This window comes from Microbacterium sp. LWS13-1.2 (genome assembly GCF_040144835.1).
Taxonomy (GTDB): domain Bacteria; phylum Actinomycetota; class Actinomycetes; order Actinomycetales; family Microbacteriaceae; genus Microbacterium.
Map to the genome: position 1 here is coordinate 791,047 of NZ_CP151632.1, position 23,645 is coordinate 814,691.

Annotated in this window: 21 protein-coding genes and 1 pseudogene; 3 read left to right on the forward strand and 19 right to left on the reverse strand. The window is 70.0% G+C overall.

All coding sequences use genetic code 11. From position 1 onward, the window contains the following. Nucleotides 1–5: 5 nt before the first annotated feature. From hisD to MRBLWS13_RS03880, 5 genes are all read right to left on the reverse strand, one after another. Nucleotides 6–1,307, reverse strand: coding sequence for a histidinol dehydrogenase (gene hisD / locus MRBLWS13_RS03860; protein ID WP_349427729.1), 1,302 nt, complete (start codon nucleotides 1,305–1,307; stop codon nucleotides 6–8). A gap of 84 nt (nucleotides 1,308–1,391) precedes the next feature. Beyond that, nucleotides 1,392–2,501: a hypothetical protein gene (locus tag MRBLWS13_RS03865; RefSeq protein WP_349427730.1), complete on the reverse strand. Its 1,110-nt coding sequence runs from the start codon at nucleotides 2,499–2,501 to the stop codon at nucleotides 1,392–1,394. Between the two features lie 119 nt (nucleotides 2,502–2,620). Further along, on the reverse strand, nucleotides 2,621–6,091 hold the full coding sequence (gene dnaE, locus MRBLWS13_RS03870; protein ID WP_349428976.1) for a DNA polymerase III subunit alpha: 3,471 nt from the start codon (nucleotides 6,089–6,091) through the stop codon (nucleotides 2,621–2,623). 203 nt (nucleotides 6,092–6,294) lie between these two features. Continuing rightward, entirely contained in the window at nucleotides 6,295–6,741 is a 447-nt protein-coding gene (locus MRBLWS13_RS03875; RefSeq protein ID WP_349427731.1) for a hypothetical protein, read from the reverse strand. Between the two features lie 9 nt (nucleotides 6,742–6,750). Next, a complete protein-coding gene (locus tag MRBLWS13_RS03880; protein WP_349427732.1) occupies nucleotides 6,751–7,320 on the reverse strand; it encodes a GNAT family N-acetyltransferase in 570 nt (189 codons plus the stop codon). A gap of 77 nt (nucleotides 7,321–7,397) precedes the next feature. On the opposite strand from MRBLWS13_RS03880, the gene MRBLWS13_RS03885 reads away from it, so the two are divergent. After that, nucleotides 7,398–7,877, forward strand: coding sequence for an NUDIX domain-containing protein (locus MRBLWS13_RS03885; RefSeq protein WP_349427733.1), 480 nt, complete (start codon nucleotides 7,398–7,400; stop codon nucleotides 7,875–7,877). 45 nt (nucleotides 7,878–7,922) lie between these two features. Here the strand turns inward: MRBLWS13_RS03885 and MRBLWS13_RS03890 are convergent, their stop codons facing one another. From MRBLWS13_RS03890 to murC, 9 genes and pseudogenes are all read right to left on the reverse strand, one after another. Continuing rightward, complete coding sequence (locus MRBLWS13_RS03890) at nucleotides 7,923–8,843, reverse strand: RluA family pseudouridine synthase (protein ID WP_349427734.1); 921 nt, start codon at nucleotides 8,841–8,843, stop codon at nucleotides 7,923–7,925. Between the two features lie 259 nt (nucleotides 8,844–9,102). Next, nucleotides 9,103–9,633 (reverse strand): annotated as a pseudogene (lspA, locus tag MRBLWS13_RS03895) (signal peptidase II); the annotation flags it as partial. Between the two features lie 3 nt (nucleotides 9,634–9,636). Further along, on the reverse strand, nucleotides 9,637–10,209 hold the full coding sequence (locus tag MRBLWS13_RS03900; RefSeq protein ID WP_349427735.1) for a DivIVA domain-containing protein: 573 nt from the start codon (nucleotides 10,207–10,209) through the stop codon (nucleotides 9,637–9,639). Nucleotides 10,210–10,348: 139 nt separating this feature from the next. Then, complete coding sequence (locus MRBLWS13_RS03905; protein WP_308867539.1) at nucleotides 10,349–10,648, reverse strand: YggT family protein; 300 nt, start codon at nucleotides 10,646–10,648, stop codon at nucleotides 10,349–10,351. Between the two features lie 9 nt (nucleotides 10,649–10,657). After that, nucleotides 10,658–11,122 (reverse strand): cell division protein SepF, encoded by a 465-nt coding sequence (gene sepF / locus MRBLWS13_RS03910; RefSeq protein ID WP_308867697.1) that lies wholly within the window; start codon nucleotides 11,120–11,122, stop codon nucleotides 10,658–10,660. A 32-nt stretch (nucleotides 11,123–11,154) separates the two neighbouring features. Then, nucleotides 11,155–11,841, reverse strand: coding sequence for a YggS family pyridoxal phosphate-dependent enzyme (locus MRBLWS13_RS03915; protein ID WP_349428977.1), 687 nt, complete (start codon nucleotides 11,839–11,841; stop codon nucleotides 11,155–11,157). A 46-nt stretch (nucleotides 11,842–11,887) separates the two neighbouring features. Further along, nucleotides 11,888–13,039: a cell division protein FtsZ gene (gene ftsZ, locus MRBLWS13_RS03920; RefSeq protein WP_349427736.1), complete on the reverse strand. Its 1,152-nt coding sequence runs from the start codon at nucleotides 13,037–13,039 to the stop codon at nucleotides 11,888–11,890. 172 nt (nucleotides 13,040–13,211) lie between these two features. After that, the gene (locus MRBLWS13_RS03925) at nucleotides 13,212–14,228 is read right to left on the reverse strand and encodes an FtsQ-type POTRA domain-containing protein (protein ID WP_349427737.1); all 1,017 of its coding nucleotides are present in this window, start codon (nucleotides 14,226–14,228) and stop codon (nucleotides 13,212–13,214) included. Between the two features lie 5 nt (nucleotides 14,229–14,233). Then, entirely contained in the window at nucleotides 14,234–15,670 is a 1,437-nt protein-coding gene (murC, locus tag MRBLWS13_RS03930) for a UDP-N-acetylmuramate--L-alanine ligase (protein WP_349427738.1), read from the reverse strand. A 114-nt stretch (nucleotides 15,671–15,784) separates the two neighbouring features. Here murC and MRBLWS13_RS03935 point away from each other — a divergent pair, with 114 nt between their 5' ends. Together MRBLWS13_RS03935 and MRBLWS13_RS03940 are read left to right on the forward strand one after the other, a co-directional pair. After that, nucleotides 15,785–16,699 carry a hypothetical protein gene (locus MRBLWS13_RS03935; protein WP_349427739.1) on the forward strand — a complete coding sequence of 305 codons (915 nt, stop codon included), beginning with the start codon at nucleotides 15,785–15,787 and terminating at the stop codon, nucleotides 16,697–16,699. Next, nucleotides 16,696–17,070, forward strand: a complete 375-nt coding sequence (locus MRBLWS13_RS03940; RefSeq protein WP_349427740.1) for a GntR family transcriptional regulator — start codon at nucleotides 16,696–16,698, stop codon at nucleotides 17,068–17,070. Before MRBLWS13_RS03935 ends, MRBLWS13_RS03940 begins: the two co-directional genes overlap by 4 nt. Here MRBLWS13_RS03940 and MRBLWS13_RS03945 read toward each other — a convergent pair. From MRBLWS13_RS03945 to murF, 5 genes are all read right to left on the reverse strand, one after another. Next, nucleotides 17,056–18,153, reverse strand: coding sequence for a UDP-N-acetylglucosamine--N-acetylmuramyl-(pentapeptide) pyrophosphoryl-undecaprenol N-acetylglucosamine transferase (locus MRBLWS13_RS03945; RefSeq protein WP_349427741.1), 1,098 nt, complete (start codon nucleotides 18,151–18,153; stop codon nucleotides 17,056–17,058). The two genes, MRBLWS13_RS03940 and MRBLWS13_RS03945, sit on opposite strands and share 15 nt — an antisense overlap. Before the next feature lie 178 nt (nucleotides 18,154–18,331). Continuing rightward, on the reverse strand, nucleotides 18,332–19,606 hold the full coding sequence (ftsW, locus tag MRBLWS13_RS03950) for a putative lipid II flippase FtsW (RefSeq protein WP_349427742.1): 1,275 nt from the start codon (nucleotides 19,604–19,606) through the stop codon (nucleotides 18,332–18,334). Then, nucleotides 19,557–21,110 (reverse strand): UDP-N-acetylmuramoyl-L-alanine--D-glutamate ligase, encoded by a 1,554-nt coding sequence (gene murD / locus MRBLWS13_RS03955; RefSeq protein WP_349427743.1) that lies wholly within the window; start codon nucleotides 21,108–21,110, stop codon nucleotides 19,557–19,559. Before murD ends, ftsW begins: the two co-directional genes overlap by 50 nt. Then, the gene (gene mraY, locus MRBLWS13_RS03960; RefSeq protein WP_349427744.1) at nucleotides 21,107–22,219 is read right to left on the reverse strand and encodes a phospho-N-acetylmuramoyl-pentapeptide-transferase; all 1,113 of its coding nucleotides are present in this window, start codon (nucleotides 22,217–22,219) and stop codon (nucleotides 21,107–21,109) included. Before mraY ends, murD begins: the two co-directional genes overlap by 4 nt. Beyond that, entirely contained in the window at nucleotides 22,216–23,631 is a 1,416-nt protein-coding gene (gene murF, locus MRBLWS13_RS03965; RefSeq protein ID WP_349427745.1) for a UDP-N-acetylmuramoyl-tripeptide--D-alanyl-D-alanine ligase, read from the reverse strand. The genes mraY and murF overlap by 4 nt, the downstream gene beginning before the upstream one ends. Nucleotides 23,632–23,645 lie beyond the last annotated feature (14 nt).

A 23,645-nucleotide genomic window follows, 5' to 3' on the forward strand; every position in this document is an offset into this window, starting at 1 on the left:
CGGCCTCAGTCCTCGAACCGAGCCGTGATCGCCTCGCCGTGCGCGGGAAGCGCCTCTGCTTCGGCCAGCGTCACGATGGCGTCGCGGACGACCGCGAGGGCGTCGCGGTCGTACTCGATGACCTGCTGCGGACGCAGGAACGTCGCGGCCGACAGACCCGCCGAGTACCGCGCCTGCCCGCCGGTCGGGAGCACGTGGTTGCTTCCGGCGAGGTAGTCGCCGAGGCTCACCGGCGAGTCGGCGCCGACGAACACCGCCCCCGCGTGCACGAACTCCTCCGGGCGCGGGTCGGCGAGGTGCAGCTCCAGGTGCTCGGGCGCGTAGGCGTTGCTGAACGCCGTCGCGGCGGCGAGGTCGTCCACGAGGACGATCGCCGACTGCGGGCCGGCAAGGGCAGCCGCGACGCGCTCGGCGTGCCGGGTCGCGGCGGCGCGCGGGGCGATCGCCTCCCGCACGTCGTCGGCGAGCTGCTCCGAAGTCGTCACGAGCACAGCCGAGGCCTGCTCGTCGTGCTCGGCCTGGCTGATGAGGTCGACGGCGACCAGGCGCGCGTCGGCGCTGTCGTCGGCGACGACGAGGATCTCGGTGGCGCCGGCCTCGGCATCCGTCCCGACCAGGCCGGCGACGGCCCGCTTGGCCGCAGCCACGAAGTTGTTGCCCGGGCCCGTGACGACGTCCACCGGCTCGAGGCCGAGGGAGGCGACGCCGTGAGCGAGCGCGCCGATCGCCCCCGCCCCGCCCATCGCATACACCTCCGTGACGCCGAGGAGCCGGGCGGCTCCGAGGATCACCGGGTGCACACGGCCGCCGAACTCCCGCTGGGGCGGCGAGGCGAGCGCGATCTCGCGCACGCCGGCGACCTGCGCGGGCACCACGTTCATCACGACGCTGGAGGGGTAGACGGCCTTGCCGCCGGGGACGTAGAGACCGACGCGGCGCACCGGCTGCCAGCGCTGGGTGACCCGGGCGCCGGGTCCGAGCTCGGTCACCGTCGGCGCGGGCACCTGTGCGGCAGAGGCTTCGCGCACGCGTGCGATCGCCTCTTCCAGCGCAGAGCGCACCGCGGGGTCGAGCGCCGCGAGGGCCTCGTCGAGGTGGGCGGCCGGCACACGGATGTCGTGGCCCGTCGCTCCGTCGAACTTCTCCGCCTGCTCGCGCAGTGCGTCCTCGCCGCGGGCGGCGACGTCGTCCACGATGCGGGCGGCCGTCGCCAGGGCCTCTTCCCTTGCCGCAGCGGCACGGGGAACGGTCGCGAGCAGTTCGGCGGGCGAGAGCGTGCGCCCGCGCAGGTCGATCGTCCGGAGCATCCGTCTACGGTACCGCGCCGATAGGAAGGGCTTCGCCGGATCGACCGGCGACGCCGGGCGAAAGCCCGGCGTCGCGTATCGGGATCAGCCGCGCGTGACGCCGGAGACGTCGTGCAGGTAGCCGATGCGACCGTCCTCGTGGCGCACCACGAAGACCTCGCCGCGGTCCTCGATCACGAGCGCCCACGCGGTCGGACCGATGCGGAACACCGGGATGCCGATCTCGTCGACGATGTCGCGCTCCTCGGGGACGAGCGCCCAGAACGCCTGGTGCTGCGGCGCGGTGGCGGCGGGGGGCTCGACCGTCGACGACGGGTTGTCGACGGGTTCGAACGACTCACGTGCGTGGGCGGGCTCGGTCGCGGCAGGCTCGGTCGCCGCAGTCTCCGCGGAGACCGACTCGTCCGCTGCGCCGGCGTCCTGCTCGTCGAGCGGGATCACCGTGGTCGCGGCGTCGTCCGTCGTCGCGCGGGGGGTCTCGTCGAGGTCGTACCCGCGCGGCGCCTCCTCGTCGCCGGCCGACGCGTAGGGCGCTGCAGGCGCCTCGGGGGCAGCCTCGGCGGCGTACGCGGCCTCCGCGGCGTAGGCGGAGTCGTCGGCGTACGCGGAGTCGGCTGCGGGCTCCGGGCGGACGTACGCGGGGCGGGGCGCCACTGGCAGCACCGGACGCGCGTTGCGGTGCGCCGGGACCTCGGGGCGTCCTCGGAAGTCCTGCGCGAACGGCGCGATGAACGGCGCCAGGACGGTCAGCACCACGCCGGCGAGCATGAGGAAGAACTCGACCCAGACGACCCAGGTCGCGACGAAGACGCGTCCGCTCGCGAGCTGGATGAAGGAGTTCCAGATGATCGTCAGCCACAGCACGGTGGCCACCGAGAACGCGACCGACGCGAACTGGTCGATGCCGAGCGAGCCGACGCGGCGGATGCCCTGCGGCGAGAGCCGGCGCAGCGCGATGAGGAATACCGCCACAGTGGGCACTCCGACGGTCAGCACCCAGTCGATGCCGCTGCTCCAGACCGACGGACCTTCACCCAGATCGCCGTAGATCGGGAAGAACGACACCACGAAAGCGACGAGCCACGTGCCGGCGAGGGCGACCTCGCGGATCGAGAAGGGCCCTACTCCGTACTGCGGCGGCTCTTCGGTCGCGACCGCCTCGTCGATGTTCCCGTCCTGCTTCTCGTCCGTCACGATCGTCCCTTCCGGCGGGCCTGAAGCCCGCGTCGACCCGATATTACCCACGGCGTATGAGACGCCGATGAGACTACGCGCGGGGTTCGCCGCATCCGTTGCCGCCCGCGTGTCACGCATCATCCCAGGCATTGCGGCCCGAGCAGACCCTTCAGTTCGCCATAGAGGTCGGGGGTGATCCGCACCGTATGCGGCACCTCGAAGACCTTCGCCACCGTGCCGCTGTGGAGCTTCAAAGAGACCTCGGTGTCGCCCGCGTGGCGGTTCAGCGTCTGCAGCAGCTCGCCGATGAGGGCCTCGCTCGCTCGGCGCTCCGGCATCATCAGCACCAGCGAGCTGGAGTCGTCCGTCGTGCCCAGATCGGGCGTGAACGCCGACTGCGCGTGCAGGTTCATCCCGTCGTCGCGTCGAGACACGCGTCCTCGCACGACGAGGATCGAGTCGGCCTGCAGCATGTGCTGGAACTCGGTGTAGGTCTTGCCCATGAACATGACCGTGATCTCGCCGTCGAAGTCCTCGACCGTGATCATGCCGTAGGGATTGCCGCTCTGCTTGGCGACGCGGTGCTGCACGCTCGTCACGAGGCCGGCGATCGTCACCTGGTCGCCGTCGCCGACGTCCTCCGAGGCGAGCAGGTCGTGGATGCTGGTCGACGCGTGCTTGGCGAGCGGGATCTCGAGGCCGGCGAGCGGGTGATCCGACACGTAGAGGCCGAGCATCTCGCGTTCGAAGGCGAGCTTGTCCTTCTTGGTCCACTCCGGCCGTACCGGGACCTTCGGCGGCACGACCTCCTCGACGGCGTCGTAGAGACTGTCGAAGTCGAACCCGATGGCTCCCTGAGCCTCGTTGCGCTTGCGATCGACAGCTGCCTCGGTGGCGTCCTCGTGGACCTCCAGGAGCGCTCGACGGGTGTCGCCCATCGAGTCGAACGCGCCGGCCTTGATCAGGGACTCGATGGTCCGCTTGTTCGCCACGTGCATCGGGACCTGGACCAGGAAGTCGTGGAACGACGTGAACTTCGCGTCCTTGCGTGCCGCCACGATCCCGTCGACGACGTTGGCGCCCACGTTGCGGACGGCACCCAGCCCGAACCGGATGTCTTCGCCAACGGCGGCGAAATACCGGATCGACTCCCCCACGTCGGGCGGCAGCACCTTGATGCCCATGCGGCGGCACTCGTTGAGGTAGACCGCCATCTTGTCCTTCGAGTCCGCGACGCTGGTGAGCAGTGCCGCCATGTACTCGGCCGGATAGTGGGCCTTCAGGTATGCGGTCCAGTACGAGACGAGGCCGTACGCCGCCGAGTGCGCCTTGTTGAACGCGTAGTCGGAGAACGGCAGAAGGATGTCCCACAGCGCCTTGATGGCGTCATCGCCGAACCCGCGCTCCTTCATGCCACCCGAGAAGCCCTCGTACTGCTTGTCGAGCTCGGACTTCTTCTTCTTGCCCATCGCGCGGCGGAGGATGTCGGCCTGTCCGAGCGAGAACCCGGCGACCTTCTGCGCGATCGCCATGACCTGCTCCTGATAGATGATCAGGCCGTAGCTGATGTCGAGGATGTCCCGGAGCGGCTCTTCGAGCTCGGGGTGGATCGGCGTGACCTCCTGCTGCCCGTTCTTGCGCAGCGCGTAGTTGATGTGCGAGTTGGCGCCCATCGGCCCCGGGCGGTACAGCGCGATCACGGCCGAGACGTCCTCGAAGTTGTCGGGCTTCATCAGGCGCAGGAGCGACCGCATCGGGCCGCCGTCGAGCTGGAACACGCCGAGGGTGTCGCCGCGCGTGAGCAGGTCGTAGGCGGGGCGGTCGTCGAGCTCGAGGTGCTCGAGGTCGAGCTCCTCGCCCCGGTTCATGCGGATGTTGTCGAGGGCGTCCGAGATGATCGTGAGGTTGCGCAGCCCCAGGAAGTCCATCTTGATGAGACCGAGCGTCTCGCACGACGGATAGTCGAACTGCGTGACGATCTGGCCGTCCTGCTCGCGGCGCATGATCGGGATGATGTCGAGCAGCGGCTCGCTCGACATGATGACGCCCGCGGCGTGGACGCCCCACTGACGCTTGAGGCCCTCCAGCCCCAGCGCGCGATCGAAGACCGTCTTCGCGTCGGGGTCGGTGTCGATGAGCGCGCGGAACTCGCTGGCCTCTTTGAACCGGGGATGCTGCGAGTCGAACATTCCGCTCAGGGGCATGTCCTTGCCCATGACGGCCGGCGGCATGGCCTTGGTGAGCCGCTCGCCCATGCTGAACGGGAAGCCGAGCACGCGCCCCGCGTCTTTCAGCGCCTGCTTCGACTTGATCGTGCCGTAGGTCACGATCTGCGCGACGCGCTCTGAACCGTACTTCTCCGTGACGTAGTCGATGACTTCGCCGCGGCGGCGGTCGTCGAAGTCGACGTCGAAGTCGGGCATCGAGACGCGGTCGGGGTTGAGGAATCGCTCGAAGATGAGGCCGTGCTCGAGCGGATCGAGGTCGGTGATGCGCATCGCGTAGGCCACCATGGAGCCGGCGCCCGAGCCGCGGCCGGGGCCGACGCGGATGCCGTTGTTCTTGGCCCAGTTGATGAAGTCGGCGACGACGAGGAAGTAGCCGGGGAACCCCATCTGGAGGATGATCCCGGTCTCGTACTCGGCCTGCTTGCGCACCCGGTCGGGGATGCCGCCGGGGTAGCGGTAGTGCAGGCCCGCCTCGACCTCTTTGACGAGCCAGCTGTCCTCGGTCTCGCCGTCGGGGACCGGGAAGCGCGGCATGTAGTTCGCGCTCGTGTTGAACTCCACCTCGCACCGCTCGGCGATGAGCAGGGTGTTGTCGCAGGCCTCGGGGTGGTCGCGGAAGATCTGCCGCATCTCCTGCGCGGTCTTGATGTAGTAGCCGTCCCCGTCGAACTTGAACCGGTTCGGGTCGTCGAGCGTGGAACCGGACTGCACGCAGAGGAGCGCCGCGTGCGCGTCGGCCTCGTGCTGGTGCGTGTAATGGGAGTCGTTGGTCGCAACGAGCGGGATGTTCAGGTCCTTGGACAGACGGATGAGGTCGGTCATGACGCGGCGCTCGATCGAGAGCCCGTGGTCCATGATCTCGGCGAAGTAGTTCTCCCTGCCGAAGATGTCCTGGAACTCCGCGGCCGCCGCGCGGGCGGCGTCGTACTGACCCAGGCGGAGGCGCGTCTGCACTTCCCCGGACGGGCACCCCGTCGTCGCGATGAGCCCCTTGCCATAGGTCTCGAGCAGCTCGCGGTCCATGCGGGGCTTGAAGTAGTAGCCCTCCATGCTCGAGAGTGAGCTCAGCCGGAAGAGGTTGTGCATCCCCTCCGTGGTCTGGCTCCACATCGTCATGTGCGTGTAGGCGCCGGAGCCCGAGACGTCATCGCTCTTCTGCTCGGGCGTGCCCCACGCGACGCGGGACTTGTCGCTGCGATGCGTGCCGGGGGTGACGTACGCCTCGAGCCCGATGATCGGATTGACGCCCGCGGCTTTGGCCGCGTTGTAGAACTCGAACGCCGCGAAGGTGTTGCCGTGGTCGGTGACCGCGATCGCCGGCATGCCGTACTCGGCCGCGGCCTGCGTCATGGCGCCGATCTTGGCGGCACCGTCCAGCATCGAGTACTCGCTGTGCACGTGCAGATGAACGAAGGAGTCGGATGCCACGGATCGAGTCTAGGTTCGGCCGCCGACACCGGCCGCGGGCGATCGCGTGAGTCGCGGACTCCCGCGGCGAGGTCGATTCACCCTCGAGTCGAAGGTGAAGGTCGGGCGAACTGCGCCTGCTCACGCTCACGTGGAGAGTGAAGGTCGAAGGGCTTTCAGAAGTCCTCGTCGAGCGCGTACTGCTGCTGCCAGGAGTGAGGCCGATCGATGCCGAGGCCGTACTGGAAGCGGATCAGCTGGCCGTGATGCTGGGTCTCGTGCTCGAGCAGCGCGAGGGCGTAGGTGAGAGCAGCCTCGTCCTCGGCGTCGAGGCCCGCGATCCACTCGCCGACATCGGACGCCGTCTGGACGAAGGCGGTGCGCAGGGCCGCGGCATCCGTCGTCTGCTCCACCGAGACGGGACTCGTGAACCCCTGCCACTGCCCCGCCTGGGCCGCGCGAGGATAGCTCTCGCGCGCGCCGAGCACGCACCACAGCTGATGGCCGACGGTGTCGGACGGCACGGCGAGCCGTGACCCGAGCTGCTCGGTGGTGAGCGCGTCGACGAGGTCGATGTACAGGGTGTTGGACCGCGTGAAGCGGCGTCGCAGAAGGTCGTTCACGCGTCCACGCTAGAGCTCGAGCCGCATGAGCACACGGGGGAATCCGGAGAGAACCGACGTCGTATCGGCCGCCTTGACGAAGCCCGCCTGCTCGAACAGGCGCTGCGTGCCGACGTAGGCCATCGTGAGATCCACCCTGGCAGCGCCGTTGTCGACCGGGTACCCCTCGATCGCGGGGGCTCCGCTCGTGCGCGCGAAGTCCACCGCACCGTCGACCAGCGCGTGCATCACCCCCTGCTTGCGATGACCCGGCCGAACGCGGAAGCACCACAGCGACCACACATCGAGGTCGTCGACATGGGGGATCTTGCGGAAGGTGGCGAAATGCGTCCGGGTGCGAGGCGCCACCGCCGCCCAGCCGACGGGCTCGTCGCCGTCGTACGCCAGCACCCCGATCGGTCCCTCCTCGTCCATGAGCCGGCGCACACGCTCGGCCCGCTCGGGTCCGCGCAGGGCGGTCGCCTCCTTCGCGGGGATGCGATAGCTCAGGCAGAAGCACACGTTGGACGCCGGATTCTTCGGCCCCACCAGAGCGGCGACGTCTTCGAACACCGTGGCCGGCCGCACCTCGATCGTCATGCGACCACTGTGCCCCCGGCATCCGACATCGTCCACCGTTCCCGCTGCCTCCGCGCGCGTCGCTCTAGGGTGATGTCATGCCGACGCCCGACTTCGTCCTCGACCTGCGCCGATTCGTCGGCACCCGGCCGCTGCCGCTCGTCGGCGTGACTGCCGTCGTCCTGCGCGGCGACCACGTGCTGCTCGGCCGCCGCAGCGACAACGGCGCCCTCACGCCGGTCACCGGCATCGTCGATCCGGGAGAGGAGCCGGCTGACGCGGCGGTGCGCGAGACGCTCGAGGAGGCGGGTGTGACCTGCCGCGCCGAGCGCCTCGCATGGGTGCATCAGATCCCGCGGGTCACGTACGAGAACGGCGACCAGAGCGACTACCTCGACCTGACCTTCCGGTGCGCCTTCGTGTCGGGAGACCCCTACCCGGCGGACGGGGAGATGAGCGAGGTCGGCTGGTACGACCTCGCTGCGCTGCCCGCCCTGCAGCTCTCGGACGATATGCGCGGACGCATCCAGGCCGCCCTGCGCGACGAGGGCGTCGCCCGTTTCGAGGGCGGTCGCTGACCGATGTGAGCCCTCGTAGCCCCGTGACGACGGGCGGCGTCGGGCTCAGTCGCCGCGCAGGATCGCGAGCGCGTGGGCGAGATTGGCCGGGTACGCCGACGTGAAGGTGACCCACTCCCCCGTGCTCGGGTGGGCGAACGAGAGCTCATGCGCGTGCAGCCACTGGCGCGTGAGACCGAGCCGGGCCGACAGCGTCGGATCGGCGCCGTACAGGGGATCCCCGACACACGGATGCCGGTGCGCGGCCATGTGCACGCGGATCTGGTGCGTGCGGCCGGTCTCGAGGTGGATCTCGAGCAGCGAGGCGCCCGGGAAGGCCTCGAGCGTCTCGTAGTGCGTGACGGAGTCCTTGCCGTCGGGCGTCACGGCGAACTTCCACGAGTGCGACGGATGCCGCCCGATGGGCGCGTCGATCGTGCCGGCGAGGGGGTCGGGGTGGCCCTGCACGACCGCGTGGTAGATCTTCTCGACCTCGCGCTCCTTGAACGCGCGCTTGAGCGCGACGTACGCGCTCTCGGTCTTGGCGACCACCATGAGGCCGCTCGTGCCGACGTCGAGGCGGTGGACCACGCCCTGGCGCTCCGCTGCGCCGGTCGTCGCGATGCGGTAGCCGCCGGCGGCGAGGGCGCCGAGCACGGTCGGCCCCTCCCATCCGAGCGACGGGTGGGCGGCGACCCCGGCGGGCTTGTCGACCACCACGATGTCGTCGTCGTCGTAGACGATGCCGAGGTCGGGCACCTCGACGGGGACGACGCGCGGCTCCTCCTTGGGTGCCCACGCCACGTCCAGCCACGCGCCGCCGCGCAGCTTGTCGGACTTCGCGAGCGTCCGCCCGTCCATCGACACGCCGCCGGCATCGGCCACGTCGGCCGCGAAGGTGCGCGAGAACCCGAGCATCTTCGCGAGCGCCGCGTCGACGCGCGTGCCGTCGAGCCCGTCGGGAACGGGAAGGCTCCGCGACTCCACGTCAGATCTCGGCGTCGCGCCCAGGGCGGCGGTGCTCGGGCTCGGCCTCGTACTCCTCCGCCTCGCGCTCGGCCTCCGCCTCGACCTCGAGCTGCTCGCTCTCGCTCAGCGGCGGGAGCCCGCGCTCGTCGGCGGGGACGCCGGCATCGGCCTCCGCCACCGGGAACTCGCTCCCGAAGCCTGCCACCGCGCCGCCCGGCGCGAACTGATCGCCCTCGGCACCCAGCAGGGTCTCGGTTTCCTCTTCGTCATTGCGGCCGCGGTCGCGCGATCCGTCCATGTGCACCCCCACGAGTACCAGCAGTGCGATCGCGATCATGTCGCACACGATGAAGATGTCGGCGATGTTGTAGATCGCCGGCGACATGCCGGGGAAGAACCACATCCACGGCGTGTTGATGAAGTCGACGACATGTCCGACCGCGAACCCGGGGTCGCGGAAGAGCCGGTCGGTCAGATTGCCCAGGACGCCGCCGAGAAGGAGTCCGAGCGCGACGGCCCACAGCCGGGAACGCACCCGTGTCGCGGCGAGCCAGGCGATGACGCCGGCCACGACGGCCAGCGCGATGGTGAAGATCCACGTGACCTCAGCGCCGAGCGAGAACGCGGCACCGGGATTGCGTGTCAGGTAGAAGCTCAGGAAGTCGCCGAGGACCTCGACGGGCTCCTGGTACGGCAGGTTCTCGAGAGCGAGATACTTCGCCAACTGGTCGGCGGCCAGCACCAGCACCGCGAGACTCGCGATGATGATGCCGGCCGCCGCCTGACGAAGGGGAGGTCGACGCGTCAAGGCCTAGAGGCCCAGCGCCGAGACCGGCTGTGCGCCGGACGTCGTCGCCGAGGTCTCGAGGTCGCGCAGTTTGCCCTCGATGTAGCTGCGCAGCTGAGCGCGGTAGTCGCGCTCGAAGTTGCGCAGCTCGGTGATGCGGCCCTCGAGCGTGGTGCGCTCGCGGTCGAGCTTCGCGAGCTCCTCGCGGCCGCGGGTCTCGGCCTCGGACACGATGGAGGCCGCCTGCGACTTGGCGTCGGAGATGAGCTGGTCGCGCTGCGCGATGCCCTCGGCGACGTGCTCGTCGTGCAGGCGCTGGGCCAGCTCGATGATGCCTGCGCTCGCGGCGGGGGCGGCACCGGTGACCGGGGCGGCCTCGGCGACCGGCGCGGGGGCGGGCTCGGCGGCACGTGCGGGAGCGGCACCCGACTCGTACGCCGCCAGCTTGGCCTTCAGCTCCTCGTTCTCGGTGAGAGCCTTGCGCCACTCCACGACGATCTCGTCGAGGAAATCGTCCACCTCGTCGGGGTCGAAGCCCTCCTTGAAGCGGACGTGCTGGAACTGCTTGGTGACGACGTCATCGGGGGACAATGCCATGGTGATTCCTCTTTCGAGCGTCTGGTCGCTGGCCGATGTCGGGGCGGCCGCCGGCTGGCGGCCGTTCGTATCAGCAAAGCATAGTCATCGGTTCTGAGAGTGTCGAAGGCGACGCCCGGGTCGCGGCGCGTCGCCGGTTTCAGCCGGCGAGCGTGCGCGTGATGCTGAGCAGGATGAAGCATCCCAGCATCGTCAGCGCGAACCCGAAGTCGATCGCGATGGCGCCCACCCGCAACGGCGGGATGAAGCGCCGGAACAGCTTGATGGGCGGATCGGTGACGGTGTAGATGAGCTCCGCAACGACGAGCCCGGCGCCACGCGGACGCCATTCGCGGTTGAAGAACGGGATCCAGTCGAGGATCAGCCGCGAGAGCAACACGAAGACATAGAGCAGCAGCGCGAGGTTGAGGATCGCTGCGATGAGTTGAACGACGGCCACGTAGCCAGACTACGGCTGAGTGAAGGGGACCGACTCCGGATCGGCCTGCGCGACGGCTCCATCGCCCGATACGGCGACGTTCTCGGGCGAGAGCAGGAAGACCTTGCTCGTGACGCGCTCGATGCGTCCGTACAGGCCAAGCGACAGGCCGCTGGCGAAGTCGATCAGGCGTCGCGCGTCGGCATCGCTCATCTGCGAGAGGTTGATGATGACGGGGATGCCGTCACGGAAGTTCTCGGCGATGACCTGGGCGTCGCGGTACTGCTTGGGGTGCACCGTGAGGATCTCGTTGATCGTCGCCGGCGCCGGCTGACGGACGACCGCGGGCCGGTGGATCGGGGTCACGGGTGCGGCCGGCTTATCGACGACTTGCTCCGACTTGCGAGCACGCGGCTGGGGCGCCGGCTCTTCGTAGACCTCTTCCTCGTCCGCGAGTCCGAGATACACCATGGTCTTCTTGAGCGGGTTCGACATCTGATCCTCCGTAGTGCTCATCTGTTCCGAGGTTAACCGGGTTCTGGTCTGGGGCCCGTGATTGCCGAACCGATCCGAAGGTGTGTCGCGCCGGCCGCGATCGCTTCGGGGAAGTCTGCGGTCATCCCGGCCGAGATCCAGTCGGCGTCGGGCACGACGGCACGCACGACGTCCGCGAGGGCGTTCAGACGCGCGAACGCCGGCGCCGGCGGCTCGTCGAGCGGCGCGACCGCCATCACGCCGCGCACGCGCAGCGAGGGCAGCGCTGCCGCGTGTGCGGCGAGGGCCTCGAGCTCCGCAGGCGCCACGCCGCCGCGACCGGGGTCGGCGGTGAGGTTGACCTGCAGCAACACGTCGAGCGCCGGTTCACCGGGCTCGGCCGCCGCATCGAGCGCGTCGGCGAGGCGGGCGCGATCGAGCGAATGGACGACGGATGACGCTGCCCGGATCGCGCGCGCCTTGTTGGTCTGCGCCTGCCCGATGAAATGCCACCGCAGGCCCGCGAGCTCGCCGGTCTCGACGACCTTCCGGCTGAACTCCTGCTGCCGGTTTTCCCCCACGTCGCGCACGCCGAGCTCGTAGAGCTCCTGCACGAGCGATGCGGGGTGGAACTTCGTCACGACGATGCGGGTGAGCTCCGAAGGATCGCGGCCCGCCGCGCGTGCGGCATCCGCGATCCGCTCATCGATCGCCGCGAGGCGCGAACGTAGATCTCCCACGGTTTCCGGTCTTGTCGAAGGGCGGTCCGCGAGCGTGCCGATGGGCTTACTTGAGGAAGTCGGGGATGTCGAGGTCGTCGTCACCGAAGGCCGCGTCGTACGAGGACTCGGTGACGGCGCCGACCGACACGGGCACGACCGACTGCTCGACGACGTCGCGGTCCTTCGCCGCCTCGTCGGCGGGCGTCGCCGGCACGGCGGGCGTCGAGACGATGCGCGAGGCCGTGATCGGCTCGATGCGCGTCTGAGGCTCGCCGCCGTCGAAGCCTGCCGCGATGACCGTGACGCGCACCTCGTCGCCGAGGGTGTCGTCGATCACCGTTCCGAAGATGATGTTGGCCTCGGGGTGCGCGGCCTCCTTGACGAGCTGGGCCGCGTCGTTGATCTCGAAGATGCCGAGGTTCGACCCGCCCTGGATCGACAGCAGCACGCCGTGCGCACCCTCGATCGACGCTTCGAGCAGCGGCGACTCGACGGCGAGCTCGGCGGCCTTGATGGCGCGATCGGCCCCCCTCGCCGAGCCGATGCCCATGAGGGCGGATCCGGCTCCTTGCATGACCGACTTGACGTCGGCGAAGTCGAGGTTGATGAGACCCGGCGTCGTGATGAGGTCGGTGATGCCCTGCACACCGGCGAGAAGCACCTGGTCGGCGGTCGCGAACGCCTCGATCATCGAGATGCCGCGGTCGCTGATCTCGAGGAGGCGGTCGTTCGGCACCACGATCAGGGTGTCGACTTCTTCCTTGAGCTTCGCGACTCCGGTCTCGGCCTGCTGCTGACGACGGCGGCCCTCGAACGAGAACGGCTTGGTCACGACACCGATGGTGAGGGCGCCGATCGACTTGGCGATCTTCGCGACCACCGGGGCACCACCCGTGCCCGTGCCGCCGCCCTCGCCGGCCGTGACGAAGACCATGTCGGCGCCGCGCAGCGCCTCCTCGATCTCTTCGGCATGGTCTTCGGCGGCGCGCCGACCCACCTCGGGGTCGGCACCTGCGCCGAGCCCTCGGGTCAGTTCGCGCCCCACGTCGAGCTTGACGTCGGCGTCGCTCATCAGCAGCGCCTGGGCGTCGGTGTTGATGGCGATGAACTCGACGCCCCGCAGACCGAGCTCGATCATGCGGTTGACCGCGTTGACGCCGCCGCCGCCGACGCCGACGACCTTGATCACGGCGAGGTAGTTCTGGTTCTGGCTCATGCCGGCCTCCGTAGCCCTGGACCTTCTAAACCTTCAACCTCTAGTAGAGGTATAAAGAATTGCCCGGTATGCAATTCCTTGACTCGAAAGTAAGCGGATGCCGCGCCAGCGTGCGGACCGAGACGGCGTGTCGCGGCATCCGGTGCCGTAAGCCGTGGCGGAAGGCTTGCGGTCAGCGGATGACGATCGCGTCGGGCGAGGACACGTCGTAGCTGACGACGTCCGCGGGCGGACGCGCCGCCATGGCGGTCGCCAGCACCATCGCCTTCCTGGCGGACTGGTCCGCGCTCCCCCACACCACCTGCGCGTTCGACCCGCCGAGCGTGAGTGTGACATCGTCGGGCGTCGAGGCGGCCACCTCGGTCACCTGGGCCCGGATGTCTTCGGGCAGCGACCGCATCACCTGGCCGGCGGCCGCGAAGGCATCGGAATCGACGCCGCCGGTGATCGTGAGCAGCGGCGTCCCCGGGCTGGGCGTGCCGGTGGTCGACAGGGCCACGCCCGCCGCATCTACGAGCGTGTAGCCGGCGCGGGTCTCGATGAGGCCGATCGGCGTGCGCTCCACGATGCGCACCACCAGCTCGTGCGGCGGCCGGGCCTCGAGCGCGTAGGTCTCGATGAGCGGGAAGGCGACGAGCTCCGCCTTGACCGCACTCTCGTCGATCAGGGGCAGCGGGGTGCCGAGCTGTCCCGCCAGCGCATCCGAGACGGCATCCGCCGAGACCTGCTGCGCACCCACCACCGAGATCTTCTCCACGCCGAACAGCGGGCTGTACGCGGCGCCGAGCGTGCCCAGCGCGAGCAGGAGGATGGATGCCGCCGCTCCGAGCCAGATCGCTCGCCTGCGTCGCTGCCGCACAGTGAAGCGGCGGATCTCGGCGCGCAGCGCCTTGCGCCGGGCCCGCGACGCCTTCCAGACCTCGCGGAAGCCGACGTCGCCGGCATCCGTCCCGGCGCTTGCGGCCTCCGCAGCGGAGGCGGGCGCGGGAGGATCCGTGGGAAGCGCGAGCGGGATGACCGGGGCCGTGGTGTCGTCGTTCTCCGTCAGCGGCGCTTCGACGGACTCGGCGGGTTCCGTGACGACCGACGTCGCCGTGCCTCGCCGCGGCGCGCGCTGCGACGGCGCGGCAGCATCCGCCGCGCCGCGCGAGGCGACCGGCGACTGCGGCAACGGCGACGGACGGCGCATGGGTCCTACTCCGTCGTGCTCGTGGGCTCGTGACTCGTCGTGCCGCTGCCCGGGCGGGCGAGCGACTCGAGGACCTGCGGGATGATGAGGTTCACGTTGCCGCAGCCGAGCGTGATGACGTAGTCGCCGTCGCGGGCGACCGACGCCGTGTAGTCGGCGGCCTCCTGCCAGTCGGGCACGAAGTGCACGTGGGACGGGTCGGCGAAGGCGTCGCTCACGAGCTCGCCGGTGACTCCCGGAACGGGATCCTCGCGGGCGCCGTACACGTCGAGCATGACCGTGTGGTCGGCGTAGCGCTCGAGCACGTCGGCGAACTCCTGGTACATGTCCTTCGTGCGGGAGTATGTGTGGGGCTGCTGGATGGCGATGATGCGCCCGTCGCCGACGACGGTGCGGGCCGCCGCCAGGGCAGCCGCGACCTCGGTCGGGTGGTGGGCGTAGTCGTCGAAGACGCTCACTCCGCGCTCGACGCCGTGCAGCTCGAAGCGCCGCACCGTGCCCGCGAAGTCTTCGACGGCGCGCACCGCCGGCTCGAGCTCGTGGCCGAGCGTCAGGAGCACGGCCACGGCTCCTGCGGCGTTGATCGCGTTGTGCGCGCCGGGGATCGGCAGCTGCGCGTCCACGGAGGCCCCGCCGTGGCTGATGCGGAAGGCGACCGGGCCTTCGGTGACGATGTCGCTCACCCGAACGGTCGCATCCGCGGCCTCGCCGAAGGTGACGACGTGCGGATGGGTGAGCTGCGCGGCCACGAGTCGGGCACCGGCGTCATCGGACGAGATCACGACCGCCTCGCGCGCCTCGTTCGCGAACCGGGCGAATGCCGCATAGAACGCGTCGCGAGTGCCCCAGTGATCGAGGTGGTCGGGGTCGACGTTCGTGATGAGGGCGATCGACGTGTCGTAGAGCAGGAACGTGCCGTCGGACTCGTCGGCCTCGATGACGAAGAGGTCGTCGCGGCCGCTGCCGCTCGAGACGCCGAGCTGCGCGATCACCCCGCCGTTGACGAACGTGGGGTCGACATCCAGGTCGCGCAGCGCCGTCACGATCATGCCCGTCGACGTCGTCTTGCCGTGCGCACCGGCGACCGACACGAGCCGGCGCCCGCCGATGAGCCAGTACAGCGCCTGCGAACGGTGGATCACGTGCAGGCCGCGCTCCTTGGCCAGCACGAACTCGGGGTTCTCCGGCCAGATCGCACCGGTGTGCACGACCGTGTCGACGTCGTCGGCGAGGTTCGATGCGTCGTGGCCGACGTAGACCGTCGCCCCGAGCTCGGCGAGTTCGCGAAGCCCCTTGCTATCGGCGCGATCGGACCCCGACACGCGGATGCCGCGCTCCAGGAACATGCGGGCGAGCCCCGACATGCCGGATCCGCCGATTCCGATGAAGTGGGCGGCGGCGATGTCGTCGGGGATGGGAAGACTGAGATCGGGTCTGATCATGGCCCGTCAATCCTAAGTTGGGCGGCGGTGACCGCGGCTCCGGCGCGCTGGACCACCCTCAGCCCTGGCATCTTTTGTGTTGACACATTGATACAGAACGCGTACAAAGAAGGTGTGAACATCGATCCAGAGCTCGCACGCACCCTCAACGGAGCGTTCCTCCTCGTGATGCTGATGCTGTGCGTCGGACTCGTCGTCGCGATGTCGTCGAAGACGTCCGCCTACGCGCGCGCGGACCGATTCTCCATGCGCGTGCGCCTTCCGTTTGGAAGTACGACGACGCGGGACTCGGTCGCCCGGCGTAGTCGCGTCAGCAGCCTCACGACCGCCGTCACGATGCTGGCGACGACCGTGATCCTCTCGCCGCTGCTGCTCACTCCGGTTGCCGCCAACCCGGCGTTTCCGATCATCGTCGTCATCCCGTTGCTCGTGGCGACCGGGTTCGCCTCGGCCGTCGTCAACGTCCGGGAGCGATTGTTCCGGCCCGCACCGGACGCACCGCGAGTCGCCCGCGCCCGTGCGCTCAGCGCGGTCGACTATCTCGACCGCTTCAGGCTCGTGCTCCCCTGGGTCCTCGCCGCCGCCGCGGTGCTCGCGTTCACAGCGCTCGCCCTGCAATGGGTCCGCCAGCCCTCCCGCGTCGACGATGCGTTCGCTGCCGCTGCGCTCTTCGCCCTGGTCGTCACCGTCGTCGTGTTCGTCGCGTTGCCTCCTGTGGAGCGACTCGTGCTGGCGCAGCCGCAGCCCGCCACGGACACGCTTGAACTCGCATGGGACGATGCCTTCCGCACCACGGCGCTCAGCGCGCTTCGACTTTCGGCGGCGCTGTCCGCCTGGTTGGCGTGCGCACTTGCGCTGGGTGCCCTGTGGCTGGGGGCAGACGGGCTGTTCAGCACGTTCGCGAGTCAGGTGCCCACGTGGGGGCTCATCGCCCTCACATTCATCTATCCGAGCACTGGTCGGCGCCTCCGCGCCGACCTCTATCCGGAGTGGCTGCGCCGCCCCGCCGTCGTGGGAGGTCCCGCATGATCGTCATCGACCCGTCCTCCCCCGTCCCGCCGTTCGAGCAGCTGCGATCCGGCCTCGTCGACGCCGTGGCTTCGGGCGAGCTCGGTCCTGGGGAGCGACTGCCCACCGTGCGCCGCCTCGCCGAGGATCTGGGCGTCGCGCCCGGCACAGTCGCGCGCGCGTACCGCGAGCTCGAGGCATCCGGCATGATCGAGACCCGTGGCCGCAACGGCACGTTCGTCGCCTTCGACGCCGACCCTGCGCGGCAGCAGCTTCAGCGCGCCGCCGCCGCATTCGCCGCACAGGTGCGCGACCTCCGCCTCGACGCCGACGAGGCGCTCGCGATCGTCACCGCCGCGCTGCGCGGCGGAGAGGCGTCACCCGCGTCGTGAAGCCCGCAGCGCATCGTCGATCATCGCGACGACGTTCTCGGTTCCGGTGCGCGTGCCGACGGATGCCGCAGCCGCCGCCATCACCGTGCGCCGGGCATCGTCGGCCAGGAGCGGAACGACCTCCGAGCGCACGCGATCGCCCGTGAAGTCGGCATCCGAGATCAGCAGAGCCGCGCCGGCGCGGACGGCGGACGAGGCGTTCAGAGCCTGCTCGCCGTTGCCCACGGCGTACGGCACGTAGACCGTCGGGATGCCGAGCGCGCTGATCTCGCTGACGGTCGCGGCGCCGGAGCGGGACACGATGAGGTCCGCGAGCGCGAACGCGAGGTCCATGCGGTCGACGTAACGGCGCAGCGCGTAGCCGGCGACCCCGGGATCGACCAGCTCGGACCGCTCCCCCGTGATGTGCAGCAGCTGCCAGCCGGCGTCGAGCACGTCGCGCCACGCGGCGCCGTGCCCCTCGCCGAACGCGGCGTTCAGGCGCTGCGCGCCGAGCGATCCGCCGAACACCAGGAGCACCGGCTTCGCGGGATCGAGACCGAAGTGCGCGGCCGCCTCGGCGCGGAGTGCATCGCGGTCGAGGGTGACGATCTCGCGGCGCAGCGGCATCCCGACGACCCGCGACCGTTTCAGCGGGGTGCCTTCGAAGGCGACGCCGACACCCGCGGCCCGACGGGCGCCCAGGACGTTCGCCAGGCCTGGGCGCGCGTTCGCCTCGTGGACGACGAACGGCAAACGCTCACGGCGGGCTGCCACGTAGGCGGGGGCTGAGGCGTAGCCGCCGAAGCCGACGACGACATCGACGTGGCGCTCGGAGATGTGGGCACGCACCTGTGCGATCGCGCGCGGGAAGCGCGCCGGGAAGGCGGCGGCGGCCTTGTCGGGGCGGCGCGGGAACGGCACCTTGTCGACGAACAGCAGCTCGTAGCCGCGCTCGGGCACGAGCCGGGCCTCGAGCCCCTCTCGAGTGCCGAGCACGAGCACCACGGCCTCCGGATCGCGGGCGCGCAGCGCATCGGCGACCGCCAGGAGCGGGTTGACATGTCCGGCGGTGCCGCCGCCGGCCAGGAGGTACGTCGTCACTCCCCGAGCCTACCCGGCCGACCTGTATCGGGTTTGGGGCGCACGGCGGACGTTCGGGGCGCACGCCGCGCGCCCCGAACGCTCGCGCCGCGCCCCAAACCCGGGAACCGCAGAACAGCTGACGGCGCGGAACGGGACGCTTCGGCTCAGCCCCGCTCAGCCTCGGCTCAGCCTCGGCTCAGCGGACGGTGCGCAGTTTCGCCCGCTCGCGCGCCGCGCGGGCCGAGGCGATCGCGGCTTCACGACGGGCGATGGATGCCGGGAGCGAGCGCGCGAACGCCAGCAGCACGCCGGAGGCGATCAGCACCGACAGCAGCGACGTGCCGCCCTGCGACATGAACGGCAGCGGCACGCCGAGCACCGGGAAGACGCGCAGCACGACGCCGACGTTGATGAGCGCCTGTCCGACGATCCACACCGTGATGCCACCGGCGGCGATCCGTACGAAGGCGTCGTCGGTCTTGCGGATGACGTGGAAGGCGCCGACCGCGAAGAGGGCGAAGAGACTGAGCACGACCGCGCACCCGATGAGCCCGAGCTCTTCGCCGACGATGGCGAAGATGTAGTCGTTCGCCGCGGCGGGGAGCCAGTCGTACTTCTCGCGCGAGTTTCCGAGCCCCAGCCCGAAGATGCCTCCGCTCGCGAGGCCCCAGATGCCGTGCAGCGGCTGGTAGCAGTCGTTGAAGTAGTCGTCGAGACAGTTCGGGTTGAGGAAGCTCATGAACCGCCGCATGCGGTCGGGGCTGGTGACGGCGAGGTACGCCACCGCCGCCGCCGCGCCGATCGCGGGGAGGACGAAGATGCGCAGCTTCACGCCCGAGAAGAACAGGGCGCCGAGCACGATGAGCACGAGGATCATCGCCGTGCCGAGGTCGTCGCCGGCGAGGACTGTCGCGATCGCCAGCCCTGCCACCGGGACGAGCGGGATGAACACGTGCTGCCACTTCGTCAGCAGCGACCGCTTGCGGAACAGCACGTAGGCGACCCAGAGCGCGAGCCCCAGCTTGAGGAACTCCGACGGCTGCGCCTGGAAGCCGGCGATCGTGATCCAGTTGCGGTTGCCGTCGGCACCGTGGCCGAGGGGCGTGAACACCAGCAGCTGGAACGCGACACCGAAGATGAGCGCCGGCCAGGCCATCTTCTTCCAGAATGCGACGGGCAGACGGCTCGCGATGAACATCAGCGGGATGCCGATCACGGCGAAGACGACCTGCTTGATCACCATCTCCCACGGCGCCTCGCCGGCTGCCGTGGCGGTGGCGGACGTCGCCGACAGCACCATGACGAGCCCGAAGACCGTGAGCAGGAGCGCCGTCGAGGCGATGAGCAGGAACTCGCTCGGCACGGGCGCGAACACCCGGCCCAGCGACACGCGCGCGGCGAGTCCGCGGCGGGCCGGTGGTTCAGGCGGAGTCGGGGTCTGCCGGGCCCGCGGCGGTTGTGTCGTGGTCACCCGGGTCCCCCGTTCCGATCCGCTCCCTCACCGCTGCGGCGAATCGCCGCCCGCGGTCCGCGTACGACGCGAACTGGTCGAAGGACGCCGCAGCGGGAGCGAGCAGAACCACGTCCCCGTCACGCGCCACCCCTGCCGCCAGTTCGACGACCTGCGCCATGACCCCTTCAGTCTCATCGGCCTCGACCTCGAACACCGGCACCGCCGGGGCGTGTCGCTCGAACGCGGCGACGACGGCCGCGCGGTCGACGCCGATCACGATGGCGGCTTTGGCGCCCGCACCGCGGCCCGAGACGAGCTCGGAGATGTCGACGCCCTTGAGCAGTCCGCCGACCACCCACACGGCGCCCGGGTATGCCGCGAGCGATGAGGCGGCCGCGTGCGGGTTGGTGGCCTTCGAGTCGTCGACCCAGGTGACGCCGGCGTGCCGCGCGACGACCTCGATCCGGTGCGGGTCCAGGCGGAAGCCCCGCAGCGCCTCGCGGATCGCGGCGGGCGCGACATCCAGTGACCGCGCCAGTGCGGCGGCGGCCAGGATGTTGGAGACGATGTGCGGCGCCGCGAGGCCGAGCGAGGCGAGCTCGTCCACCGTGGTGAGCTCCAGCGCGCTGGTGCGCCGGTCCTCCAGGAACGCGCGGTCGACGACGATGCCCTCGACGACTCCGAGGTCGCTGGGCCCCGGTGTCCCCAGGTCGAACCCGATGGCGCGCGCGCCCTCGATGACCTCGGCGTCCTCGACCATGCGCTGGGTGGCGGCATCCGCCTTGTTGTAGACGCACGCGACGCGCGTGTTGTCGTACACGTGCGCCTTCGCGGCCCGGTACTCCTCGAACGAGCCGTGCCACTCGAGGTGGTCGTCGGCGAGGTTGAGGCAGACCGCGGCCCACGGCGAGACCGGGTCCGGCGAGTCCTGCAGCCCCAGGTACCAGAGCTGGTGGCTCGACAGCTCCACGACCAGGGCGTCGAACCCCGAAGGATCGCGCACGGCGTCAAGCACGGGCGTGCCGATGTTGCCGACGGGCGCCGCCCTCAGGCCGCCCGCGACGAGCATCGTCGCCGCGAGGCGCGTGGTCGTGGTCTTTCCGTTGGTGCCGGTGACGAGGATCCAGTCGGCCGGCGTGCCGTCGGCCCGCACCACCTTGTCGCGCACGCGCCAGGCGAGCTCGACATCCCCCCACAGCGCGATGTCGTTCTCACGCGCCCAGGAGACGAGCGGATGCCGCGGCGCGAAGCCCGGCGACGCCATGACGACCTCGGGCGCGAAGTCGGCGAGCTCAGCGGGCACGGCGTCGAGGCTCCCGGTCCAGAGCCGCGCGCCGATGACCGGCAGCAGGCGCGCGTACTCCTCGTCGGCCTTCTCCGTCACCACGAGCACCTCTGCGCCCAGCTCCGCCAGCGTGTCGGCGACCGAGAAGCCGGTGACCGACAGTCCGAGCACGGCGACCCGCAGGCCCTTCCAGTCGGCGTTCCAGCTGGTGAGGGTGGACAGGCGTTCCGAGGTCATGTGCGAGAGAGCCATTCGACGTAGAAGAATCCGACACCCGAGACGGCGAGGAGGCCCGCGATGATCCACATGCGCACCACGATCGTGACCTCGGACCAGCCGCGCAGCTCGAGGTGGTGGTGGAACGGGCTCATCAGGAACAGCCGTTTACCGCGGGTGATCTTGAAGTAGAGGCGCTGGAGGATCACCGAGCCGGGGCCGATGATGAAGACGCCCGCGACGAGCACGGCGAGCAGCTCGGTGCGGGTGAGGATCGCCATCGCGGCGATGACGCCGCCGATGGCCATGGATCCGACGTCGCCCATGAAGACCTTGGCCTTCGGGGCGTTCCACCAGAGGAACCCGACCAGCGCGCCGACGAACGAGGCCGAGATGATCGCGAGGTCGAACGGGTCGCGGGTCGGATAGCACGCGGCCTTGGCCGCCGCGGAGAGACCCTCACCGCCCCAGCACGCCTGGTTGAACTGCCAGAACGCGATCAGGCTGTAGGCGCCGATCACGAAGATGCCGGCGCCGGCGGCCATGCCGTCGAGCCCGTCGGTCACGTTGGTGCTGTTCGAGAACGCCACGCCGATGAACGTCACCCACGCGAGGTAGAGGATCCACCCGATGATGAGGCCGAGCGTCATGAAGCCGAGCACCGGCACGTCTCGGAACACCGAGATGTACGGCGAGGCCGGGGTCTGGTCGAACTGGTTCGGGAAGTTGAGCGCGACGACGCCGAAGGGCACCGTGACCGCGACCTGCCCGGCGACCTTGCGCCAGCCGCTCAGGCCCATGAACTTCTGCTGGCGCACCTTCATGTAGTCGTCGATGAAGCCGACGGCCCCGAGGCCCACCATCATCCAGATCACGAGCAGGCCGGAGATCGTCGGAGGGTTGTTTCCGACGTAGCAGCCGATGAGGTAGCCCATGATCGTGCCGACGATGAAGATCGTGCCGCCCATCGTGGGCGTGCCGCGCTTCGTCTGGTGGTTCGGGTTGCGGATGTCTTCAGGCGTGCGGATGACCTGACCCCATCCCCACTTGCGGAAGAGCCTCAAGAAGACGGGGGTGAGGAAGAGCGTGAATGCCAGCGAGATCGCCGCCGCGGTAAGGAGAGATCTCACGAGAACGATTCTCCCAGACGATCACCGAGGAACCGGAGCCCGGCCGAGTTCGATGACTTCACCAGCACGCGGTCGCCGTCGCGCAGCTCGCCCTGCAGGTAGGCGAACGCCTCGTCGGCGGTCGAGAAGAAGACGGCCTCGTTGTCCCACGAGCCCTGCGCGACGGCCTCGAGGTACATGCGGCGCGCGGCGTCGCCGACGATCACGATGCGCTGGATGCCGAGCCGCACCGCGAGAAGGCCGATCCGGTCGTGCTCCTCCTCGGCGTACTCGCCCAGCTCGCTCATCGCGCCGAGCACGACGACGGTGCGCTCGCCGGGAGCGGTGATCTGCGCGAGGGTGCGCAGCGCGGCCGACATCGAGTCGGGGCTGGCGTTGTAGGCGTCGTTGATGATGCGGACGCGGTCCGATCCGAGCGGCTGCATGCGCCAGCGCTCAGCGATCTCGAGCGTCTCCAGCCGCGTGACCGCGTCGGTGAGCGACACCCCGAGGGTCGTGGCGGCGGCGAGGGCGGCGAGGGCGTTCATGACGTGGTGCTCGCCCAGCACTCGCAGGCGCACCGGCAGCGAGGCGCCGTCGGCGGTCACCGTGAAGGTTGTTCCGGATGCCGTCACCACGACGTCGTCGGCGCGCACGTCGGCGGCAGCGGCGCCGCGGCCGAACCAGCGCACCGACGCGCCCTGCTCGGCGGCGATCGGCGCCATCGCGGCGACGCGGGCGTCGTCGGCGTTGAGCACCGCCACTCCCCCGGCGCTCAGCGCTCGCACGAGCTCGGACTTGGCGTGGAAGGTGGCCTCGATGCCGCCGAAGCCGCCGGCGTGCGCCATGCCGACCATGAGGACCACGCCGACATCGGGGTCGACCAGACCCGCGAGGCGCGCGATCTCGCCGGGGGCGCTCGCGCCGAACTCGCTCACGAGGAACTTCGTGGTCTCGGTGACGCGCAGCATCGTGAGCGGCGCACCGACCTCGTTGTTGAACGACGCCTTCGGTGAGACGGTCTCGCCTTCGCCCTCGAGGATGCGGGCGAGCAGGTTCTTCGTGGTGGTCTTGCCGTTCGAGCCGGTGATGCCGACCACCCGCAGCGCACCGGCATCCCGCACGCGCGCGACGACCTCGAGTGCGAGGTCCGCGAGGGCGGCGACGACGTCGGGCACGACGATCTGGCTGACGCCGGCCTCGACCCGGCGCTCGACGATCGCGAGCGCCGCGCCGTTGCCGACGGCGGCGTCGACGAACAGGTGGCCGTCCGTCTCCTCGCCGGGCTTCGCGACGAACACGCCACCCGGACCGATCAGTCGAGAATCGGTGTCGACGGCGCCCTCGATCAGCGTGTCGGGCGTGTCGCCGTCGGCGAGGTGCGTCTCGCCCGAGACGGCGTGGGCGATCTGGGCGATGGTGAGCGCGATCATCAGGGAACTCTCCG

Excerpts from the sequence above, each read along its gene's own strand:
- MRBLWS13_RS03900 (WP_349427735.1), bottom strand. The coding sequence starts at position 10,209 with ATGGCATTGTCCCCCGATGACGTCGTCACCAAGCAGTTCCAGCACGTC.
- MRBLWS13_RS03925 (WP_349427737.1), bottom strand. The coding sequence starts at position 14,228 with ATGCGCCGTCCGTCGCCGTTGCCGCAGTCGCCGGTCGCCTCGCGCGGC.
- murD (WP_349427743.1), bottom strand. The coding sequence starts at position 21,110 with ATGACCTCGGAACGCCTGTCCACCCTCACCAGCTGGAACGCCGACTGG.
- murF (WP_349427745.1), bottom strand. The coding sequence starts at position 23,631 with ATGATCGCGCTCACCATCGCCCAGATCGCCCACGCCGTCTCGGGCGAG.
- MRBLWS13_RS03880 (WP_349427732.1), bottom strand. The coding sequence starts at position 7,320 with ATGACGATCGAGGTGCGGCCGGCCACGGTGTTCGAAGACGTCGCCGCT.
- MRBLWS13_RS03885 (WP_349427733.1), top strand. The coding sequence starts at position 7,398 with ATGCCGACGCCCGACTTCGTCCTCGACCTGCGCCGATTCGTCGGCACC.
- hisD (WP_349427729.1), bottom strand. The coding sequence starts at position 1,307 with ATGCTCCGGACGATCGACCTGCGCGGGCGCACGCTCTCGCCCGCCGAA.
- dnaE (WP_349428976.1), bottom strand. The coding sequence starts at position 6,091 with ATGCTGGACGGTGCCGCCAAGATCGGCGCCATGACGCAGGCCGCGGCC.
- murC (WP_349427738.1), bottom strand. The coding sequence starts at position 15,670 with ATGATCAGACCCGATCTCAGTCTTCCCATCCCCGACGACATCGCCGCC.
- sepF (WP_308867697.1), bottom strand. The coding sequence starts at position 11,122 with ATGTCGAACCCGCTCAAGAAGACCATGGTGTATCTCGGACTCGCGGAC.
- ftsZ (WP_349427736.1), bottom strand. The coding sequence starts at position 13,039 with ATGAGCCAGAACCAGAACTACCTCGCCGTGATCAAGGTCGTCGGCGTC.
- MRBLWS13_RS03940 (WP_349427740.1), top strand. The coding sequence starts at position 16,696 with ATGATCGTCATCGACCCGTCCTCCCCCGTCCCGCCGTTCGAGCAGCTG.